General features: G+C 67.5%; 17 protein-coding genes. 9 read left to right on the top strand and 8 right to left on the bottom strand.

Annotated elements, in window-relative coordinates:
* Positions 1–21: 21 nt before the first annotated feature.
* Both ASG27_RS22840 and ASG27_RS22835 read right to left on the bottom strand, forming a co-directional pair.
* On the bottom strand, positions 22–1,005 hold the full coding sequence (locus tag ASG27_RS22840; RefSeq protein ID WP_056421426.1) for a Bug family tripartite tricarboxylate transporter substrate binding protein: 984 nt from the start codon (positions 1,003–1,005) through the stop codon (positions 22–24).
* Between the two features lie 100 nt (positions 1,006–1,105).
* On the bottom strand, positions 1,106–2,479 hold the full coding sequence (locus ASG27_RS22835) for a D-serine ammonia-lyase (RefSeq protein ID WP_056421495.1): 1,374 nt from the start codon (positions 2,477–2,479) through the stop codon (positions 1,106–1,108).
* Positions 2,480–2,632: 153 nt separating this feature from the next.
* Here ASG27_RS22835 and ASG27_RS22830 point away from each other — a divergent pair, with 153 nt between their 5' ends.
* The 8 genes from ASG27_RS22830 to ASG27_RS22795 all read left to right on the top strand — a co-directional run bounded on the left by ASG27_RS22830 (position 2,633) and on the right by ASG27_RS22795 (position 10,044).
* Positions 2,633–3,610 carry a LysR substrate-binding domain-containing protein gene (locus ASG27_RS22830; protein WP_056421427.1) on the top strand — a complete coding sequence of 326 codons (978 nt, stop codon included), beginning with the start codon at positions 2,633–2,635 and terminating at the stop codon, positions 3,608–3,610.
* A 58-nt stretch (positions 3,611–3,668) separates the two neighbouring features.
* Positions 3,669–3,977, top strand: a complete 309-nt coding sequence (locus ASG27_RS22825; RefSeq protein ID WP_056421428.1) for a helix-turn-helix transcriptional regulator — start codon at positions 3,669–3,671, stop codon at positions 3,975–3,977.
* A gap of 49 nt (positions 3,978–4,026) precedes the next feature.
* Complete coding sequence (locus ASG27_RS22820; protein WP_056421429.1) at positions 4,027–5,391, top strand: type II toxin-antitoxin system HipA family toxin; 1,365 nt, start codon at positions 4,027–4,029, stop codon at positions 5,389–5,391.
* Between the two features lie 220 nt (positions 5,392–5,611).
* Positions 5,612–6,946 carry a DUF2254 domain-containing protein gene (locus ASG27_RS22815; RefSeq protein ID WP_082486147.1) on the top strand — a complete coding sequence of 445 codons (1,335 nt, stop codon included), beginning with the start codon at positions 5,612–5,614 and terminating at the stop codon, positions 6,944–6,946.
* A gap of 215 nt (positions 6,947–7,161) precedes the next feature.
* Positions 7,162–7,446: a DUF6150 family protein gene (locus tag ASG27_RS22810; protein ID WP_056421430.1), complete on the top strand. Its 285-nt coding sequence runs from the start codon at positions 7,162–7,164 to the stop codon at positions 7,444–7,446.
* A 277-nt stretch (positions 7,447–7,723) separates the two neighbouring features.
* Positions 7,724–8,329 (top strand): chromate transporter, encoded by a 606-nt coding sequence (locus ASG27_RS22805; protein WP_056421431.1) that lies wholly within the window; start codon positions 7,724–7,726, stop codon positions 8,327–8,329.
* Complete coding sequence (locus tag ASG27_RS22800) at positions 8,326–8,964, top strand: chromate transporter (RefSeq protein ID WP_056421432.1); 639 nt, start codon at positions 8,326–8,328, stop codon at positions 8,962–8,964. The genes ASG27_RS22805 and ASG27_RS22800 overlap by 4 nt, the downstream gene beginning before the upstream one ends.
* Positions 8,965–9,087: 123 nt before the next feature.
* On the top strand, positions 9,088–10,044 hold the full coding sequence (locus tag ASG27_RS22795; protein WP_056421433.1) for an aldo/keto reductase: 957 nt from the start codon (positions 9,088–9,090) through the stop codon (positions 10,042–10,044).
* A gap of 138 nt (positions 10,045–10,182) precedes the next feature.
* Here ASG27_RS22795 and ASG27_RS22790 read toward each other — a convergent pair whose 3' ends face one another.
* The 5 genes from ASG27_RS22790 to ASG27_RS22775 all read right to left on the bottom strand — a co-directional run bounded on the left by ASG27_RS22790 (position 10,183) and on the right by ASG27_RS22775 (position 14,305).
* Entirely contained in the window at positions 10,183–11,349 is a 1,167-nt protein-coding gene (locus ASG27_RS22790; RefSeq protein WP_056421434.1) for an ABC transporter substrate-binding protein, read from the bottom strand.
* A gap of 385 nt (positions 11,350–11,734) precedes the next feature.
* Positions 11,735–12,460, bottom strand: coding sequence for an SIR2 family NAD-dependent protein deacylase (locus ASG27_RS22785; RefSeq protein ID WP_056421435.1), 726 nt, complete (start codon positions 12,458–12,460; stop codon positions 11,735–11,737).
* A 159-nt stretch (positions 12,461–12,619) separates the two neighbouring features.
* A complete protein-coding gene (gene rlmB, locus ASG27_RS22780) occupies positions 12,620–13,366 on the bottom strand; it encodes a 23S rRNA (guanosine(2251)-2'-O)-methyltransferase RlmB (protein WP_056421436.1) in 747 nt (248 codons plus the stop codon).
* A 44-nt stretch (positions 13,367–13,410) separates the two neighbouring features.
* Complete coding sequence (locus tag ASG27_RS27030; protein ID WP_156370918.1) at positions 13,411–13,563, bottom strand: hypothetical protein; 153 nt, start codon at positions 13,561–13,563, stop codon at positions 13,411–13,413.
* Positions 13,564–13,588: 25 nt separating this feature from the next.
* Positions 13,589–14,305: an ABC transporter ATP-binding protein gene (locus ASG27_RS22775; protein ID WP_056421437.1), complete on the bottom strand. Its 717-nt coding sequence runs from the start codon at positions 14,303–14,305 to the stop codon at positions 13,589–13,591.
* A 15-nt stretch (positions 14,306–14,320) separates the two neighbouring features.
* Here ASG27_RS22775 and ASG27_RS22770 point away from each other — a divergent pair, with 15 nt between their 5' ends.
* Positions 14,321–15,016 (top strand): arylesterase, encoded by a 696-nt coding sequence (locus ASG27_RS22770; RefSeq protein ID WP_056421438.1) that lies wholly within the window; start codon positions 14,321–14,323, stop codon positions 15,014–15,016.
* Positions 15,017–15,018: 2 nt separating this feature from the next.
* Here the strand turns inward: ASG27_RS22770 and ASG27_RS22765 are convergent, their stop codons facing one another.
* Entirely contained in the window at positions 15,019–15,207 is a 189-nt protein-coding gene (locus ASG27_RS22765; protein ID WP_056421439.1) for a hypothetical protein, read from the bottom strand.
* Positions 15,208–15,393 lie beyond the last annotated feature (186 nt).

The raw sequence follows: 15,393 nt of genomic DNA, 5'->3' as shown, positions 1-15,393 counted from the left end.
CTCTGCTGGTTCGCGGGTGGCTCAGTCGGCGGTGATGCTGGCGCGCTGGGCAATGGCGCGCATCAGCGGCAGCTCCTTGTCGATCAGCTCGGCCACCGCCTTGGACGAAGCATAGGCGGGTTCAAACCCCACCGCGATCATCTTGTCGCGGGTGTCCGGGTCCGACACCACCTGGGCCAGGGTCAGCTCCAGCCGCGACTTGACGGCGGGCGGCAAACCGCGCGGCGCCACCATGGCCAGCCAGGTGTCCATCTCCAGGCCCGGGTAGCCGCTCTCGGCCAGCGTCGGCACCTTGGGCAACAGGGCCGACCGCTTGCCGGCCGTCACGGCAATGGCCTTGATCTTGCCGTCCTTGAGTTGCGGCAGCGCGGCGGACACCGTATCGACCGTGAACGGGATCTGCCCGCCCATCAGGTCCGTCATGGCCGGTGCACTGCCCTTGTAGGGCACATGCTGGATCTTGAGCGCCGCCGCGTGGAAGAACATCTCGCCCGCAAACTGCGACGTGGTGCCTGCGCCGAACGAGCCATACGAATACTTGTCGGGCGCGGCCTTGACCAGCGCCACGAACTGCTTCACGTCTGCCGCGGGCACGTCCTTGTTGGCCAGCAGGATCAGGCTGGTGCGCCCGGCGATGCCGATGGGCTCGAAGCTCTTGACCGGGTCGTACGGCAGTTTGGGGCGCACCGCGGGGTTCACGGTGAAGGTGGTGCCCGAACTCATCAGCAGCGTGTAGCCATCGGGCGCCGCCTTGGCCACGGCACTGGCACCGATGGTGGTGCCCGCCCCGGCGCGGTTGTCGATGACCACGCTTTGCCCCAGCAGGTCGCCCATCTTCTTGCCGATCAGCCGGCCCAGCACGTCGGTGGCGCCACCCGGCGGAAACGGGATCACGAGCGTGATCGGCTTGGCAGGGAAAGGACCGTCCTGCGCCATGGCGGGGGCCCACGCAGCGGCCCCCAGGGCACAGATCACGGCAGACAAAAGCAGCTTCTTGCGGTTCATGGCGTTCTCTTCAAAGGTCTAGGGATTCAAGGGGTTGTCGGGACGGATTCGGTGGGCCGCGAAGGCGGAATGCCGGTGCAATGGACGGGCGTCGGCAGCGTCAGCCACGGGCCGCCAGCAGGGCCCGCCCACGCTGCACAAAACCCTCGTACTGCGCATCGGGCACCAGCAGCCCGCCCGTGGTCCACACCAGATGGGTGGCGTTGGGCAGCGCTGCGCCCACCCCCTCGCGGTGCAGCCAGGCCTGGCCCGCATCGGTGCCTGTCAACATGCCCGGGCCACTGAAACCCGCTGCCGCCGAGGGCTCGATGCGCTCGCCCAGTGCGTCCAGCACCTGCACCAGGTGGGCAAACAAGGTGTCGTCTGCCACGGTGAACACGCCCGACAGCAGCGGCCCCATCAACTGCGCCGCCAGCAGCGACGCGCGCGGGACGGCCAGGCCGTCGGCCTCGGTCTGGTTGGTGAGGCCCCAGTCGTAGACCGAGGGGTGCGCCTGGCCACCACCCGACTGCGTGGCCTGATCCCCCAGCATCTGCACCATGAAGCACGGCGACTGCACCGGCTCGGCAAAGAAACAATGCACATGCGGCCCCAGCACCTGCCGCAGGCCAAACGCAATCCCTGCAGGAGCGCCGCCCACGCCGCAAGGCAGGTACACGATGAGCGGGTGCTCGGCGTCCACCACGATGCCCTGCTCTGCCAGCTGCGCGGGCAGGTGCAGGGCCGCTGCGCTGTAGCCCAGCAGCAGCGAGAAAGATTGCTCGTCGTCGACAAAGTGGCACAGCGGGTCGCTGCCCGCCTGCGCACGGCCGGCAGCCACGGCGCGCTCGTAGTCGCCGGCATGCTCCACCACCTGCACGCCACGTTGGCGCAGGCGCTCTTTCTTCCATTCCTTGGCATCGGCCGACATGTGCACCGCGGCCCTGAAGCCCAAGGCCGACGCCACCACGCCGATGCTCAGCCCCAGGTTGCCGGTGGAGCCCACCGCCACCTGGTAGCGGCCCAGCACCGCGCGCGCCTGCGGGGTGGCCAGCGCGCGGTAGTCACCACCCGGCTGCACCAGGCCGTGCTGCAGCGCCAGCCCCTCCGCAAACTCCAGCACCTCATGCATGCCGCCCCGGGCCTTGATCGATCCGGCCACCGGCAAACTGTGGTCCGCCTTGATGAACAACCGACCTTGGCCAGGCCCCATGCCCAATGCTGGCTGCAGCGCTGCGGCAGGCAGCACGGCAGATTCAACGACCCCGCCCGTGCCTGCCAACTCGGGAAACACCTGCGCCAGCAAACCTTCGAAGCGATGGAACCGCGCCGCAGCCTCCCGCGTATCATTCAAACTAATGGTGCGACCCAGTGCCTGAAGGGATGCAGGCGCCTGCAACAGCCGCACCGGGTTGGTCCACAGGCAAGGCTGGGCCTGGCGCAGGTGGCTCGACAGCAGTGGATCGATTCCCTCTAGGACTGACGGTTCGACCATGTATTCGGTTTCGGACATAGATGTTTGGGCGGCAGTGGCACACAGTGGGCGGGCAGGTGCTTGTCGCACCCCGGGCCCACGCACTGCAGCATTCTTCGCCTGCCACTCGCTTGTCACAACGCATTTATAGTGACGAAGACATTAGCCAAAGTAATGGACATTCGACTTTCTCCCTCTCTGCTCGCGTGGCTGCGCAGCTTTGATGCGGCCGCCCGACACGGCAGCTTTACCAAGGCGGCGGCAGAGCTGTGCATCACCCAGGGCGCGGTGAGCCAGCAGGTCAAGCAGCTCGAAGACTGGCTGCGCCGCCCGCTGTTCCTGCGCACCCCGCGCGCCCTGGTGCCCACGCCCGAGGGGCAATGGCTGGCCGTGGTGCTGCGCGAGAGCTTCACCGCCATCGAAAGCACCCTGGCCCAGATGCGCCAGCCGCCCGAGTCCGCCACTGCCACCCTCAGCTGCTCGCCGTCGTTCGCCATGAGTTGGCTCACGCCCCGGCTGGGCGAGTTCTTTCGGCAGTACCCGAGCCTGGGCCTGCGCGTTTTCGGGGAGTTCCACACGCTGGACCGCACCCGCATGGTGCGAGACGGCATCGAGGCTGCCGTGCGCTTCGACCTGGGCGGCTACCGCGATCTGAGCGCCACCGTGTTTCTGGACGAATGGCTCATCCCGGTGGCCAGCCCCGCCTTCCTGGCCCGCCACCCGCCCATCACCACGCCAGGTGATCTGCAAGGCGACTGGCTGCTGCACGACGGCAGCGCCTGGGACGGCGCGGACACGTACGAGGAATGGCAGCACTGGTTCTCCCAAGTGCGCGCCACGCCGCCGTCCTGGGCGGGCGGGCAGCAGTTCAACCTGTCGCAACTGGCGCTGGGCGCGGCCCTGGCAGGCCAGGGCATCGCCATGGGCCGCGCAGCGCTGGTGCTGCAAGACGTGAAGGCCGGGCGCCTGGTGCCTGTCTTGGCGCACAGCGTGTTGTCGCGTGCGGCGTATTCGTTCGTGACCACCGCACACCCCAGCCCGGCGATGGACCAGGTGCGGGAATGGCTGGTGGACGAGGCGCAGCGGTTTTGCGAGGAGCGGCGGCAATTGCTGCCGGCGCCCGCGCAGCAACACACCTTGCTTGCCAAATAAATTCCGGAAAAAGATCACTATATTTATCTTTTTATCGAAAAAGAGTATAAATAAGATCATGAAAAATGATCTTATCCAGAGTTTGGCCGTGGCCCGAAAGTCCACCAAGCTCACCCAGGCAGAGCTGGCCGAGCGCGCCGGCCTCTCCCGCATGACCGTGCAACGCACCGAAGGCGGCGACCTGGACCCGCGCTATTCCACCCTGGCCGAGATGGCCCGTGTGCTGGGCATGGACATCATCGCCGTGCCCAGCAGCCTGCGGCCCAGCCTGGAGGCGTTCATCCAGTCCGGCGGCAAGTTCCTGGGCCAGCCCGAGGGTGTGGACGCACCGCCCTCCGTGGTGGACAGCCTGAGCCGCCCAGGCTGAACGCGCCAGCATCGCGCACAGCCACCACGGCCCCGCAGCCATCGACGCCATGAGCACCTCCATCCGCTACCTGCGCCTGTATCTGCACCGCCCCGTGCTACATGCGGCTGGCTCGTCGGGCCACGCAGGCACGCCCGGCACTGCAGACGCACGCGCCAGCCGCCGCGAGCCCATCGGCTATCTCTCGCAGTACGGCGACATCCTGCGCGTTTCGTTCGACGAGAGCTACATCCGCAACCCGCAGCGACCCACGCTGTCGCTCAGCTTTCAAGGCGCCGACGAGGCGGCCACGCAGCAGATCCTGGCGTCGGCGCGCGATGCGCGGCTGGTGCGCACCGACGGGCGCTGGCCGGTGTACTTTCAGAACCTGCTGCCCGAGGGCCACAACCGCGACCGCCTGGCGCGCGAGCGCGGCTGCAGCCCCGACGACGAGTTCGAACTGCTGGCCGCTGCGGGCCACGACCTGATGGGTGCTCTGGAGGTGGAACCCGTGCCTGCACAGGACGGCATTCCGGACGTGGTGCGGCACTGGCACACCACACAGGGCCTGGACGTGCTGGAGCCGGGGTTTGTCGAATACCCGGTGGAAGACGCGGCGTCCCTGCCCGGCGTGGTGACGAAGTTCAGTGCCGTGCAGGATGGCCGCCGCTACACCGTGCACCGCCGGGGCGCGGCCGGCAGCGTGATCTTGAAGTTACCCACCACGGCCCACCCCGACCTGGTGGCCAACGAGTACACGGGCTACCAGCTGTGCCAGGCGCTGGGCCTGCACTGTGCCGACGTGCGCGTCATCAGCCGCGCCGAGGCCGACCTGCCCGATGCCGTGCCCTTCGACGAGATCCTGGCGGTGCAGCGATTCGACCACCTGCCCGGCGGCGCGCGGGTGCACATGGAAGAGTTCAACCAGGTGCTGGGCTACACCCCGCGGCAAAAGTACGGCAAGGGCATCCTGCAGGACTGGGCCACCATGCTGCGCGTGCTCAACCGCCTGAGCAGCCAGCCGGTGCAGGACACGCGCGAATTCATGGCGCGCATGGTGGCGTTCATCCTGATGGGCAACACCGATGCGCACCTCAAGAACTGGGCGCTGGTCTACCCCGACGCCCGCGTGCCGCAGCTGGCGCCGCTGTACGACCCGGTGTGCGTGGCAGCGTTCTTCGACGGCGTGCCCGAGAGCCAGTACGCGGTGAACCGCGCCATCGACCGCACGCTGCGCGCGTTCAGCTGGAGCGACATGGAGGGCCTGATGAAGTCCGCCGGACTGCTGCGCGTGCCGCGCCATCTGGCACTGCTGCGCGATGTGGTGCAGCAGGCGAAGGCGCAGTGGCCCGCGCTGCTGCACACGGCCCCCCCGAACATGCGCGCCACGGTGATCGAGCGACTGGCGGGCGGCGTAGCGCTGGCTGCGGCGTAGCTGCACATGAGCAGGTCGGCAGGCATTCTGCCCGCGGTCTCTGCTCCACTTTCGATAGCACCCAGGGCAATATGGGTAAGCGTTAGAGCAGGTTACGGCGCATGCTGCGCCCCACCAGCCATGTCAGACACGGGCAAGCGCCCACCACCTTCACGGCGGCGGTCATCTGGCGGTGCCGTCCTTCATGCCGGCCTGCATCGGCACTCGGATACTGATGCGCATGTCTGAAAAACTTCGCTATCAATTGCTGCGGCTGACCCGCAAGACCTGGAGCCGTTGCGCGCTCTTCTCGCTGTTCGCGTTGATGGCGGTGGCGTCGTCCGCTCTGATCGGGCCCTACATACCAGAGAGCGTGGCGATCAAGCTGGGGTCGGATTCCATCGGCAGCCTGCTGGGCATCCTGGCCTCCAGCATGCTCACGGTGGCCATCTTCTCGGCCAGCACCATGGTGGGCTCTTTCAGCGCGGTGTCGAACAGCGCCACGCCCCGCGCTTCGCAGTTGCTGATCGAAGACTCCACGGTACAGAACACGCTGGCGGCGTTCATCGGGACGTTTTTGTACAGCGTGATCGCCTTGATCGGGCTGCATGCGCATTTGTATGGCGACGGAGGGCGGCTGGTGCTCTTCGGCTTCACGCTGGTCATTCTGGTGCTGGTCGTGGTGGTGCTGCTGCGCTGGATCGACTATCTGTCCGTGTTGGGCCGCCTCGGCGAGACCATCCGGCGGGTCGAAGCTGCCACCATGGCGGCCATGGCACAGCGCCTGCAGAAACCTTTTCTGGGCGGTCAACCGCAGCCACCCGGCGCCCAAGGAAGCCACGCGGTGCGTGCGCCCGCCACCGGCTTCGTGCAGCACATTTCGATGGACATCCTGCAGGCCCGGGCCGAGGCACTGGGCACGACGCTGCATCTGCACGTCCTGCCCGGCGCATTCGTCGAGCCTTCGGTGGTGCTGGCCAGCTGCGATGTCGACCTGACCGAAGAGGAACAGCAGGCCATTGCCGATGCCGTGCTGATCGGCGCCGGGCGCACCTTTGACCACGACCCGCGCTTCGGGATGGTGGTGATGGGCGAGATCGCGGCGCGCGCGATGTCGGCCTCGGTCAACGACCCGGGGACGGCCCTGGACGTGATCGCTGCGGCGGTGCGCACCCTCATCTTCTGGGTGGACACCGAGCGTCAGACCGCTGCGCAAGACGACGCCGCGGTGGAGTTCGACCGGGTCACCGCGCCGGGGTTGCGCGAGGCGGGCTTGCTGGAAGATGTGTGGACGCCCCTGGTGCGCTACGGTGCGCCCGCGGTCGAGGTGGGCATGGCACTTCAGCGCGCGCTGGCGTCATTGCGGCGGCTGGACCACCCCGGGTTCAATGCGGAGGTGGAAGACCTGTCGCGCTATGCGTTGGAGAAGGCGAGCCATTCCAACCTGATCGATCGGGAGATGGCGATGCTGCGCCGGGAGTCTGCAGCGTGCGGTAGCAGCAACAGCAACGGCACCAACGCGGAGGGCACCGGGTACAACCACCAACACGCCGCCACGCATGCATCTTCACAATGATGAGGGCTGAGGCACCGGGCACGGGACGCTACTGACACGACGGAGCATCGCACGACGCATGCACCTGGCGTTTGGCGTGTTGCACGGGCTGTTTTCTAACCCAGAGTCAATTCCCGCCCGCTGCTTCGCTCAGAGCGGGTTGAGGGCGACCTCTCCAAGCCCTGCCGATTTCCGTCAGACCCATCACAAGGACAAGGACAAGGACAAGGACACCCATGGCCAAGATCCTCGAAGTGAAATACGAGCACCAGGCCGACGCCTGCGTGTGCGAGGTGGCCCAGCAGAGCATGGCCGACCTGTGCTGGCATGAGGTGGCCTACCCCACGCAGGCCAGCGGCGACGCCATCTGGTTCTTCGTGCCCTATGCCAACCAGGCCAGCTTCAAGGTCTTCCGCGTCAAGCATGCGAGCCAGGCCGACATCAAGCTCTTCAAGGTCGCCACGCCCGACGATGCGGGGTGGCGCAACAAGGAGCACCTGCTGCGCGGCAAGCTGGGGTGAAGCCCACTGTTGCCTGCGGGGCGAACACACACGCCCCGCCCCGCCTGTCCGAGGGCCGCGGGCCGCGGGGTGTCCGCGCCGTGCACGCCAATCGCTCACCCAGCCTTGCCGCAACGCGACGCCAGCGCCCCGCGCCGAGCCGAGGCGGCGCCTGCGGCGCGCGTAACATGGCGCGTGGGCGCGACGCTCCGGGCCGCCCCTTCGCACCACTCCTGATTTGATAGCGGCTACCGCTCGCCAGATGCGCGGTAGCTGCCACTTTTACTGTGAATTAGTCATGGCCATCGCCACCGATCTGCCCTCCCCCGACCCCACCCCCGGCCTACCGCCGCGACCCCAGCCCCGCAACCCGTCCGATCTGTTCTGGTCCTTCACCTGGCTGGCCCTGCAGGGCTTTGGCGGCGTGCTGGCCGTGGTGCAGCGCGAGCTGGTCGAGAAAAAGCGCTGGATGACCAACGAGGAGTTCGTCGAGGACTGGGCCGTGGCGCAGATCATGCCGGGGCCCAACGTGGTCAACCTCAGCATCATGATCGGCGACCGCTACTTTGGCCTGCGCGGTGCGTTCGCGGCGCTGGCGGGCATGCTGACCTTTCCGCTGATGCTGGTGCTGGCGCTGGCCGTGATCTATGCGGAGTTCTCCAGCCACCCTGCCGTGGCCGGTGCACTGCGCGGCATGGGGGCCGTGGCGGCGGGGCTGATCGCCGGGGTGGGCATCAAGCTCTTCGTGTCCATCAAGAAGCACCCGCTGGGCCGCCCGCTGTGCGTGGCCTTCGTGATTTTGACCGTCATCACCATGGCGGTGCTGCGATGGCCGCTGCTGTGGATCCTGCCCGTGGTGGGCGGCGCGGCCTGCCTGCTGACGTGGAGAAAGCTCGCGCCATGACCACTGCCACCGCTGCTGCCACCACCCTCGCCACCGCCGTGACCGCCCCGCTGATCGCGCTCAGCCCTGCGGACTGGTTCAACCTCTTCCTGTACTACATGTCGCTGTCGCTGCTGGCGGTGGGCGGCGCCATTGCCACCGCGCCCGACATGCACCGGTTTCTGGTCGAGCGCAATGCCTGGCTCACCGACCCGCAGTTCAACGCGTCCATCGCCATCGCCCAAGCCGCGCCCGGCCCCAACGTGCTGTTCATCGCGCTGCTGGGCTGGAACGTGGGCATCAACGCCGGCGGCCCCGGCGTGGGCGGCTGGTTGCTGGGCGCCCTGGGCATGGCGGTGTGCATGCTGGGCGTGATGCTGCCCAGCAGCCTGCTGACCTGGATGGCCACGCGCTGGGGCCACCGCAACCGCGAACGCCGCGGCGTGCGCGCCTTCAAGCAGGGCATGGCCCCGGTGGTGATCGGCCTGCTGCTGGCCACCTCGTGGGTGCTGGCCCGTGCCCATGGCGGGCCGGCCACAGCCTGGCCGCTGTGGCTGCTGAGCGTGGTCACCGTGGTGCTGGTGTGGCGCACCAAGCTGCATTTGCTGTGGATGCTGGGCGCCGGCGCTCTGCTGGGCGCGCTGGGCTGGGTGTGAGCGACAGCCCATCTGTGCACCGCATGCACCACGCCCCATCGAGCCAGCGCTGTCAGACCACGCCTGAACTCCAGTGCATCCGTTGAACCCGAGCTTCCATCACCCTGCATTGAAAGGCTACCGATGAACCTCCGTCCCCTGGGCCGCTCCGGCCTGCAAGTGTCTCCCCTGTGCTTTGGCGGCAACGTGTTCGGCTGGACGGCCGACGAAGCCACCTCGTTCTCGCTGCTCGATGCCTGGTTCGACGCAGGCTTCAACTTCATCGACACGGCGGATGTGTATTCGCGCTGGGCGCCCGGGCACGCGGGCGGAGAGTCCGAAACCGTCATCGGCCAATGGCTGCGCGCCAGCGGTAAACGCGACCGCATCGTGCTGGCCACCAAGGTCGGCAAGGACATGGGCGACGGCAAGGTGGGCCTGCGGCCCGAGTACATCCGCCAGGCGGTGGAGGCATCGCTCAAGCGCCTGCAGACCGACCGCATCGACCTGTACCAGTCGCACGACGACGATGCCAGCGTGCCTCTGGCCGACACGCTGGGCGCGTACGCCGACCTGATCCGCGCGGGCAAGGTGCGGGCCATCGGCGCGTCGAACTTCAGCGCCGCCCGGCTGGCGGAGGCCCTGCAGACCAGCGAGCGCCTGCACCTGCCCCGCTACGAAAGCCTGCAGCCGCTGTTCAACCTGTACGACCGCGCGGTGTTCGAAGACGCGCTGCAGCCGTTGTGCCTGGAGCACGGCGTAGGCGTGATCAACTTCTATGCCTTGGCCGCAGGTTTCTTGACAGGCAAATACCGCACGGCGGCCGACGCGGCCAAAAGCGCCCGGGGTACCAACACGACTGCCAAGTACCTCAACGACCGGGGCCTGCGCATTCTGGCGGCGCTGGATGCGGTGGCACAGCGCTACGGTGCCACACCCGGGCAGGTAGCGGTGGCATGGCAGATGCGCCAGCCCGCCATCGTCGCGCCGATTGCCAGCGCCACGTCCCTGGGCCAGTTGCAGGAGCTGGTGAAGGCCGCGCAGCTCGTGCTGGACGACGCCACGTTGGCAGAGCTCAACGCGGCCAGCGCGCAGGGCTGATCGCTGCTGATCGCTGCTGGTCACTGCAGGTCACCCCTGAAAGGCGATGCTCCAGGGGGCGCCGCCCGCCATGGACAGCTCGTTGCTGAAGACTATTGATCAGTGATCACTGATCAGCGACGAGTGACCAGGGGCCGGTCAGCTGATGCGCCGGCCGTTCTCGGCGTACACCGCCAGGTAGATCGCGTCCGAGCCGATGTAGGGCGCCTTGTTGCCAAAGCCGACGTTGAAGTCGCCGAACGACAGCGCCCGAATGCCCGCCAGGCCCGCGCGCAGGCGGTCGCGCGTGAGGTCCTTGCCCGCGTTCTTCAGGCCCTCGATCATGATCTGGCCGTTGAACCAGCCTTCGAGCGCGCTGCCGCTGTTCAGGAACGCCGCATTGGCGCCCACGGCCTTCATGGTCGTCTGGAACTTGCGCACCGCCACCGATTTTTGCGAGTTGGCATCCGGAAACACCTGCACCAGCGCCAGGCCGCGTGTGGAGGCAGCGAGCTTGGGCATCTCGGACGCGATCACCGTGACCGACAGGCCCGCCAGCGGCACACCCTGGGCCTTGGCGCGAAACGCTTGCACAAACGCCGTGTTGGCGGTGCCCGTGGTGGCCAGCAGCACGGCGCCCGGGCGCTCGGCGGCGACCTTGTCGGCCAGCTCGGCGCCGTTCTTGCCATCCACCGCCAGTGCAAATTCACCACCGCGCTCGACCTTGATCTCGTCCAGTGCGGCAGACATGTCCTTGAGCACTTCCTTGCCGAAAGGGTTGTCCAAGTACACCACGGCAATGCGCTTGAGGCCCATGTCCACGATCTGCTTGACCAGGCGCTGCGTTTCTTCGCGGTAGGTGGGGCGCAGGAAGAACACGTGGCGGTTGCCAGCGGCGCGCAGCGAGGTGGCGCCGGTCACCGGCCCCACGGTCGGGATGCCCTTGGACTCGACCAGCGGCAGGATGGACGCGGTATTGGCCGTGCCCAGTGGCGAGATCAGCGCGAACACCGACTGGGCGTCCACCATCTCCGTCACGTTCTTCAGGGTGCGGGCGGCCACGTAGCCGTCGTCCTTCACCTCCATGCGAATCTCGCGGCCGTGCACGCCGCCTGCGGCGTTCACTTCGGCGAACGCGGCCTTCATGCCCGCCAGCTGCTCGATGCCGGCCTGGCCCAGCGGGCCGGTCAGCGCGATGGAACAGCCCAGCGTCACCGACTTGGCCGTGAGCGCCTCTTCAGCCGCCATCGCGGTGTGGGCCCATGCGGGAAGCCCGGTGGCAGCAGCGACCTGGGTGGCGCGCAGAAGAAAGTGACGACGGCTCATGGTGTGGAACGCCCCAAAGGTAACGGAAACAAAATGTGAAAGGTGGCGCAGGCTACAGGCTGTGCCCGCCCGGCCGGTGTCCGCTGTGCGACACGACGCCGCATTCCTGCAACGAAACCGCCAGGGATCCTCTGCACGCATCGAGCTGCCAAGTGTGCGCTGCGGATCGGGATGGCGTGCAAGGCGCAAAACGCAGCCATAGCCGTAGCTATTGCGAGTATTTGCAACGCCGCAGGCCGCCCGAGACCGCAGATGCACACGGCGCGATGATTCGTGCAGACCGGCCAGGCAGCCGAAAAGTGCGAAGGAGAACGAGGCCGTTGCGCGCTGTGCAGCGGTTCACGGCCTGTGGCCTGGAAGACAGACTGAGCGACCGTGGCGTGGGTCACACCGCCAGCAACTGCGGCAGCAAGCTGCCCGCCGCGCCGCGCAGTACGGCATGCGCAGCATCATCGAGCTCGCTCGGCGCCGGATTGAGCACCACCACCCGCGCCCCGGCAGACCGCGCCTGGCGCGCCAGCCCCGCGGCCGGGTACACGGCGCCTGCCGTGCCGATGACCAGCATCAACGCGCACTGGTGGACGGCCAACTGCGCAGCGGCGAAGGTGTCATGGGGCAAGGCTTCGCCGAACCACACCACGCCGGGCCGCACCAGGTTGCCACAGCGGTCGCAGTACGGTGGCTCGCCCTTGACCGCATCGGCGATGTGGCAGCACGCGCGCGGGGTGTCGAGCCATCGGTTCTCCAGGATGTCGCCGTGCAGGCACAGCACGCCGCTGCTGCCTGCCCGCTGGTGCAATCCGTCGACGTTCTGGGTGATCAGGGTGAGCCGGCCCGGGTGTTGCTGCTCGAAGTCGGCCAGTGCCCGGTGCGCCGCATTGGGCTGCACGCCGGCCAACAGGTCGCGGCGGAACTGGTACCAGTTCCACACGCGCTCCGGGTGGTTGCGAAAGCCCTCTTCCGTGGCCATCTCTTCGGCGCGAAACTGCGCCCAATAGCCGGTCTGCGCATCGCGGAAGGTGGGCACGCCCGACTCCGCACTCACGCCCGCCCCGGTCAGCACCGCAATGCGCTGCGCTTGCTGAACCCAGGATCGAGCGATGTCCAGCATGTCAGCAGCCCCGCGCTCTGCGCGCCACTGGTGGCATGCGATTGAGGGCGGTGTGCCGAAGCCCGCGTGCCCGAGGAATGCGACTCACCGTGCCACCGCATGCCGTCCCATGCCCTGCCATCGGCGGGGCGCCAGACGCACCGTGGCTCGGGTAGTGTTTCATGTCCGCTGGCGCAGCGCCTCGTACAGGCAGACACCGCTGGCCACCGAGACGTTCAGGCTCTCGACCGCGCCTTTCATGGGGATGCTGACCAGCTCGTCGCAGTTCTTGCGGGTGAGCTGGCGCATGCCGTCGCCCTCGGCGCCCAGCACCAGGGCCACGGGGCCTTTGAGGTCCACCTGGTAGATGGTCTTGGGCGCATCGTCGCTGGTGCCGATGCACCAGATGTTGCGCTCCTTGAGCTCGTTCAGCGTGCGCGACAGGTTGGTCACCATGAAGTACGGCATGGTCTCGGCCGCACCGCTGGCCACCTTGGCCACGGTGGCGTTGATGCCCACCGCGTGGTCCTTGGGGGCGATCACCGCGTGCGCGCCCGCGCCGTCGGCCACGCGCAGGCAGGCGCCCAGGTTGTGCGGGTCGGTCACGCCGTCGAGCACCAGCAGCAAGGGCTGCTCGACGCCCGCGGCCTCGAGGTTCTCAAGCAGTTCATCGAGCGAGGTGATCTGGGCTACCGGCTCGACCCGCGCGGCCACTCCTTGGTGGCCGTGGCTGCCGGCCAGCTTGGCGATGCGCTCGCTGTCGGCTTCGATCAGGCGGGCACCGGCCTCGCGGGCGCGGTCGAGGAACTGGCGCATGCGGGCATCGCGCCGCGTGACTTCGTAGTAAATCTCGATGACGGATTTCGGCGCGGTCTTCAAACGCACGCCCACGGCGTGAAAGCCGAAGAGAACTTTGGGGCTGGACATCGGGCGATTATCCGCTGGCAGCAGGGGTGCCCGTCACGTTGCTATCAATTAAATAGCTGCTCGCGCTTGTTGGAAGCGCGGGAGGTGCCGAAAAAGACCTGAATGCGGCGCGTGCGGACCCTGCGGGTACGGGCCGTGCACACGGTGTGCAGCCCTATCCTGCGCTCGGTGCGGTGCACGGCGAGGCGATTCGCCATGGCGCGTTGCGTTGCCGTGCGGTTCCTACACCACGCGGCCCGCTTCGATGGTGATGCGCCGCTCGCACTGCGCGGCGATGGCGCGGTCGTGCGTGACCAGCACCAGCGTCGTGCCCTGCTCGCGGTTCAGGTCGAACATCAGCTGCATGATGGTCTCGCCGGTGGCGAAGTCCAGGCTGCCCGTGGGCTCGTCGGCCAGCAGCACGGCGGGGTGCACCACGAAGGCCCGTGCCAGCGCCACACGCTGCTGCTCGCCGCCGGACAGCACCTTGGGGTAGTGGCCCAGGCGTTGGCCCAGGCCCACGCGCTGCAACATGTCGGCCGCGGCCTTGCGCGCATCGCGGCGGTTGGCCAGCTCCAGCGGCAGCATCACGTTTTCGAGCGCCGTGAGGTTGCCCATGAGCTGAAAGCTCTGGAACACGAAGCCGACCTTCTGCGCACGCAGCGCAGCGCGCGCATCCTCGTCCATCGCGAAGAGGTCATGCCCGTCCAGCCGCACCGTACCGCGGGTGGGCGTGTCCAGGCCCGCAATGATCGACAGCAGCGTGCTCTTGCCCGAACCCGATGCCCCCACGATCGCCGCCGTTTCCCTGGGCGCCAGACGGAAATCGATATCCCGCAGAATGTCGAGCGTGCCGGTGGAATCCGTCACCGACTTGAACACATGCTCGACGGCAATAATCGGCGTGGCAGATGCAGCGGCAGTGGCCGCCGCCACAGGGGATGAGAGGGATTCGGACATGAAAGGTTTTTTACTTTGATCGGATTGACGCACCGGCGCCACTTTATCCTGAGCGCCACTCTCGGCCTCGCGGTGGGGATTTGCGCCCCCGCTGCGCTGGCGCAGTCCTCGGCCAAGACACCCGTGGCCCCGGCCCCCACCAAGCCGCGCACGCAACCCCTGATCCTGGTGCTGGGCGACTCGCTCAGCGCCGAATATGGACTGGCCCGTGGCACCGGCTGGGTGGCCCTGCTGGAAAAACAGCTGGCCCAGGAAAAGCTCGCCGCCACCGTGGTGAACGCGAGCGTGAGCGGCGAGACCACTTCGGGCGGCCGCTCGCGCCTGATGGCGCTGCTGGCGCAGCACCAGCCCACGCACGTGGTGATCGAGCTGGGCGGCAACGACGCCCTGCGCGGGCTGCCGCTCAAGAATACGCAAGAAAATCTGACCGCCATGACGGAGGCTGCGCAAAAGGCTGGCGCCAAGGTCCTGCTGGTGGGCATGCAGGTGCCGCCCAACTATGGCACCGACTACGCCAACAAGTTCGCGGCCCTGTTCACCACGGTGGCGCAGGCCCGCAAGGCGGCGGTGGTGCCCTTCTTCCTGAAAGGTGTGGCGGATGGGCCGGACCCAACCCGCCTGTTCCAGCCCGACCGCATCCACCCGCGCGCCGAAGCGCACCCGCAGATGCTGGCCAACGTGTGGCCGGAGCTGAAGAAACTGCTGCGCTGAGGTCAGGCGCCGGCGCCGCCGGGCTGGCCGGGCGCTGGTGCATCCCCACCGGGCTGGCCGCCCTCGCCGGAGTTCTCCTCGGGCGGGTCTTCCGGCCGGCGCTGGGATTTGGCCCTCAGCTTTTCTTCCTTTTTCTGCTTTTTGGCGAGTTCGCGCTGGCGTTTTTCGTATCCGTAGTTGGGTGTTGCCAAGGTAGTTGCTTCCTGAAGTAATGGCCCACTGTAACAGCATGAACTGGGCGTGGATTCATGCCACCAAGAAGCTGCCCTGCGCCCTTTGGGCCCTTGCAAGTGCCCTGCCACCATTGGATGCCAGGCGTGGCCTGCAAACGGCAGATGGTGCTGGCCTCCAGGGCACCAAAGCCGTAAAAATCTTGC

The sequence above is a fragment of the Acidovorax sp. Leaf191 genome, assembly GCF_001424425.1.
Classification (GTDB): domain Bacteria; phylum Pseudomonadota; class Gammaproteobacteria; order Burkholderiales; family Burkholderiaceae_C; genus Acidovorax.
This window is presented reverse-complemented; position numbering and strand designations above follow the sequence as displayed.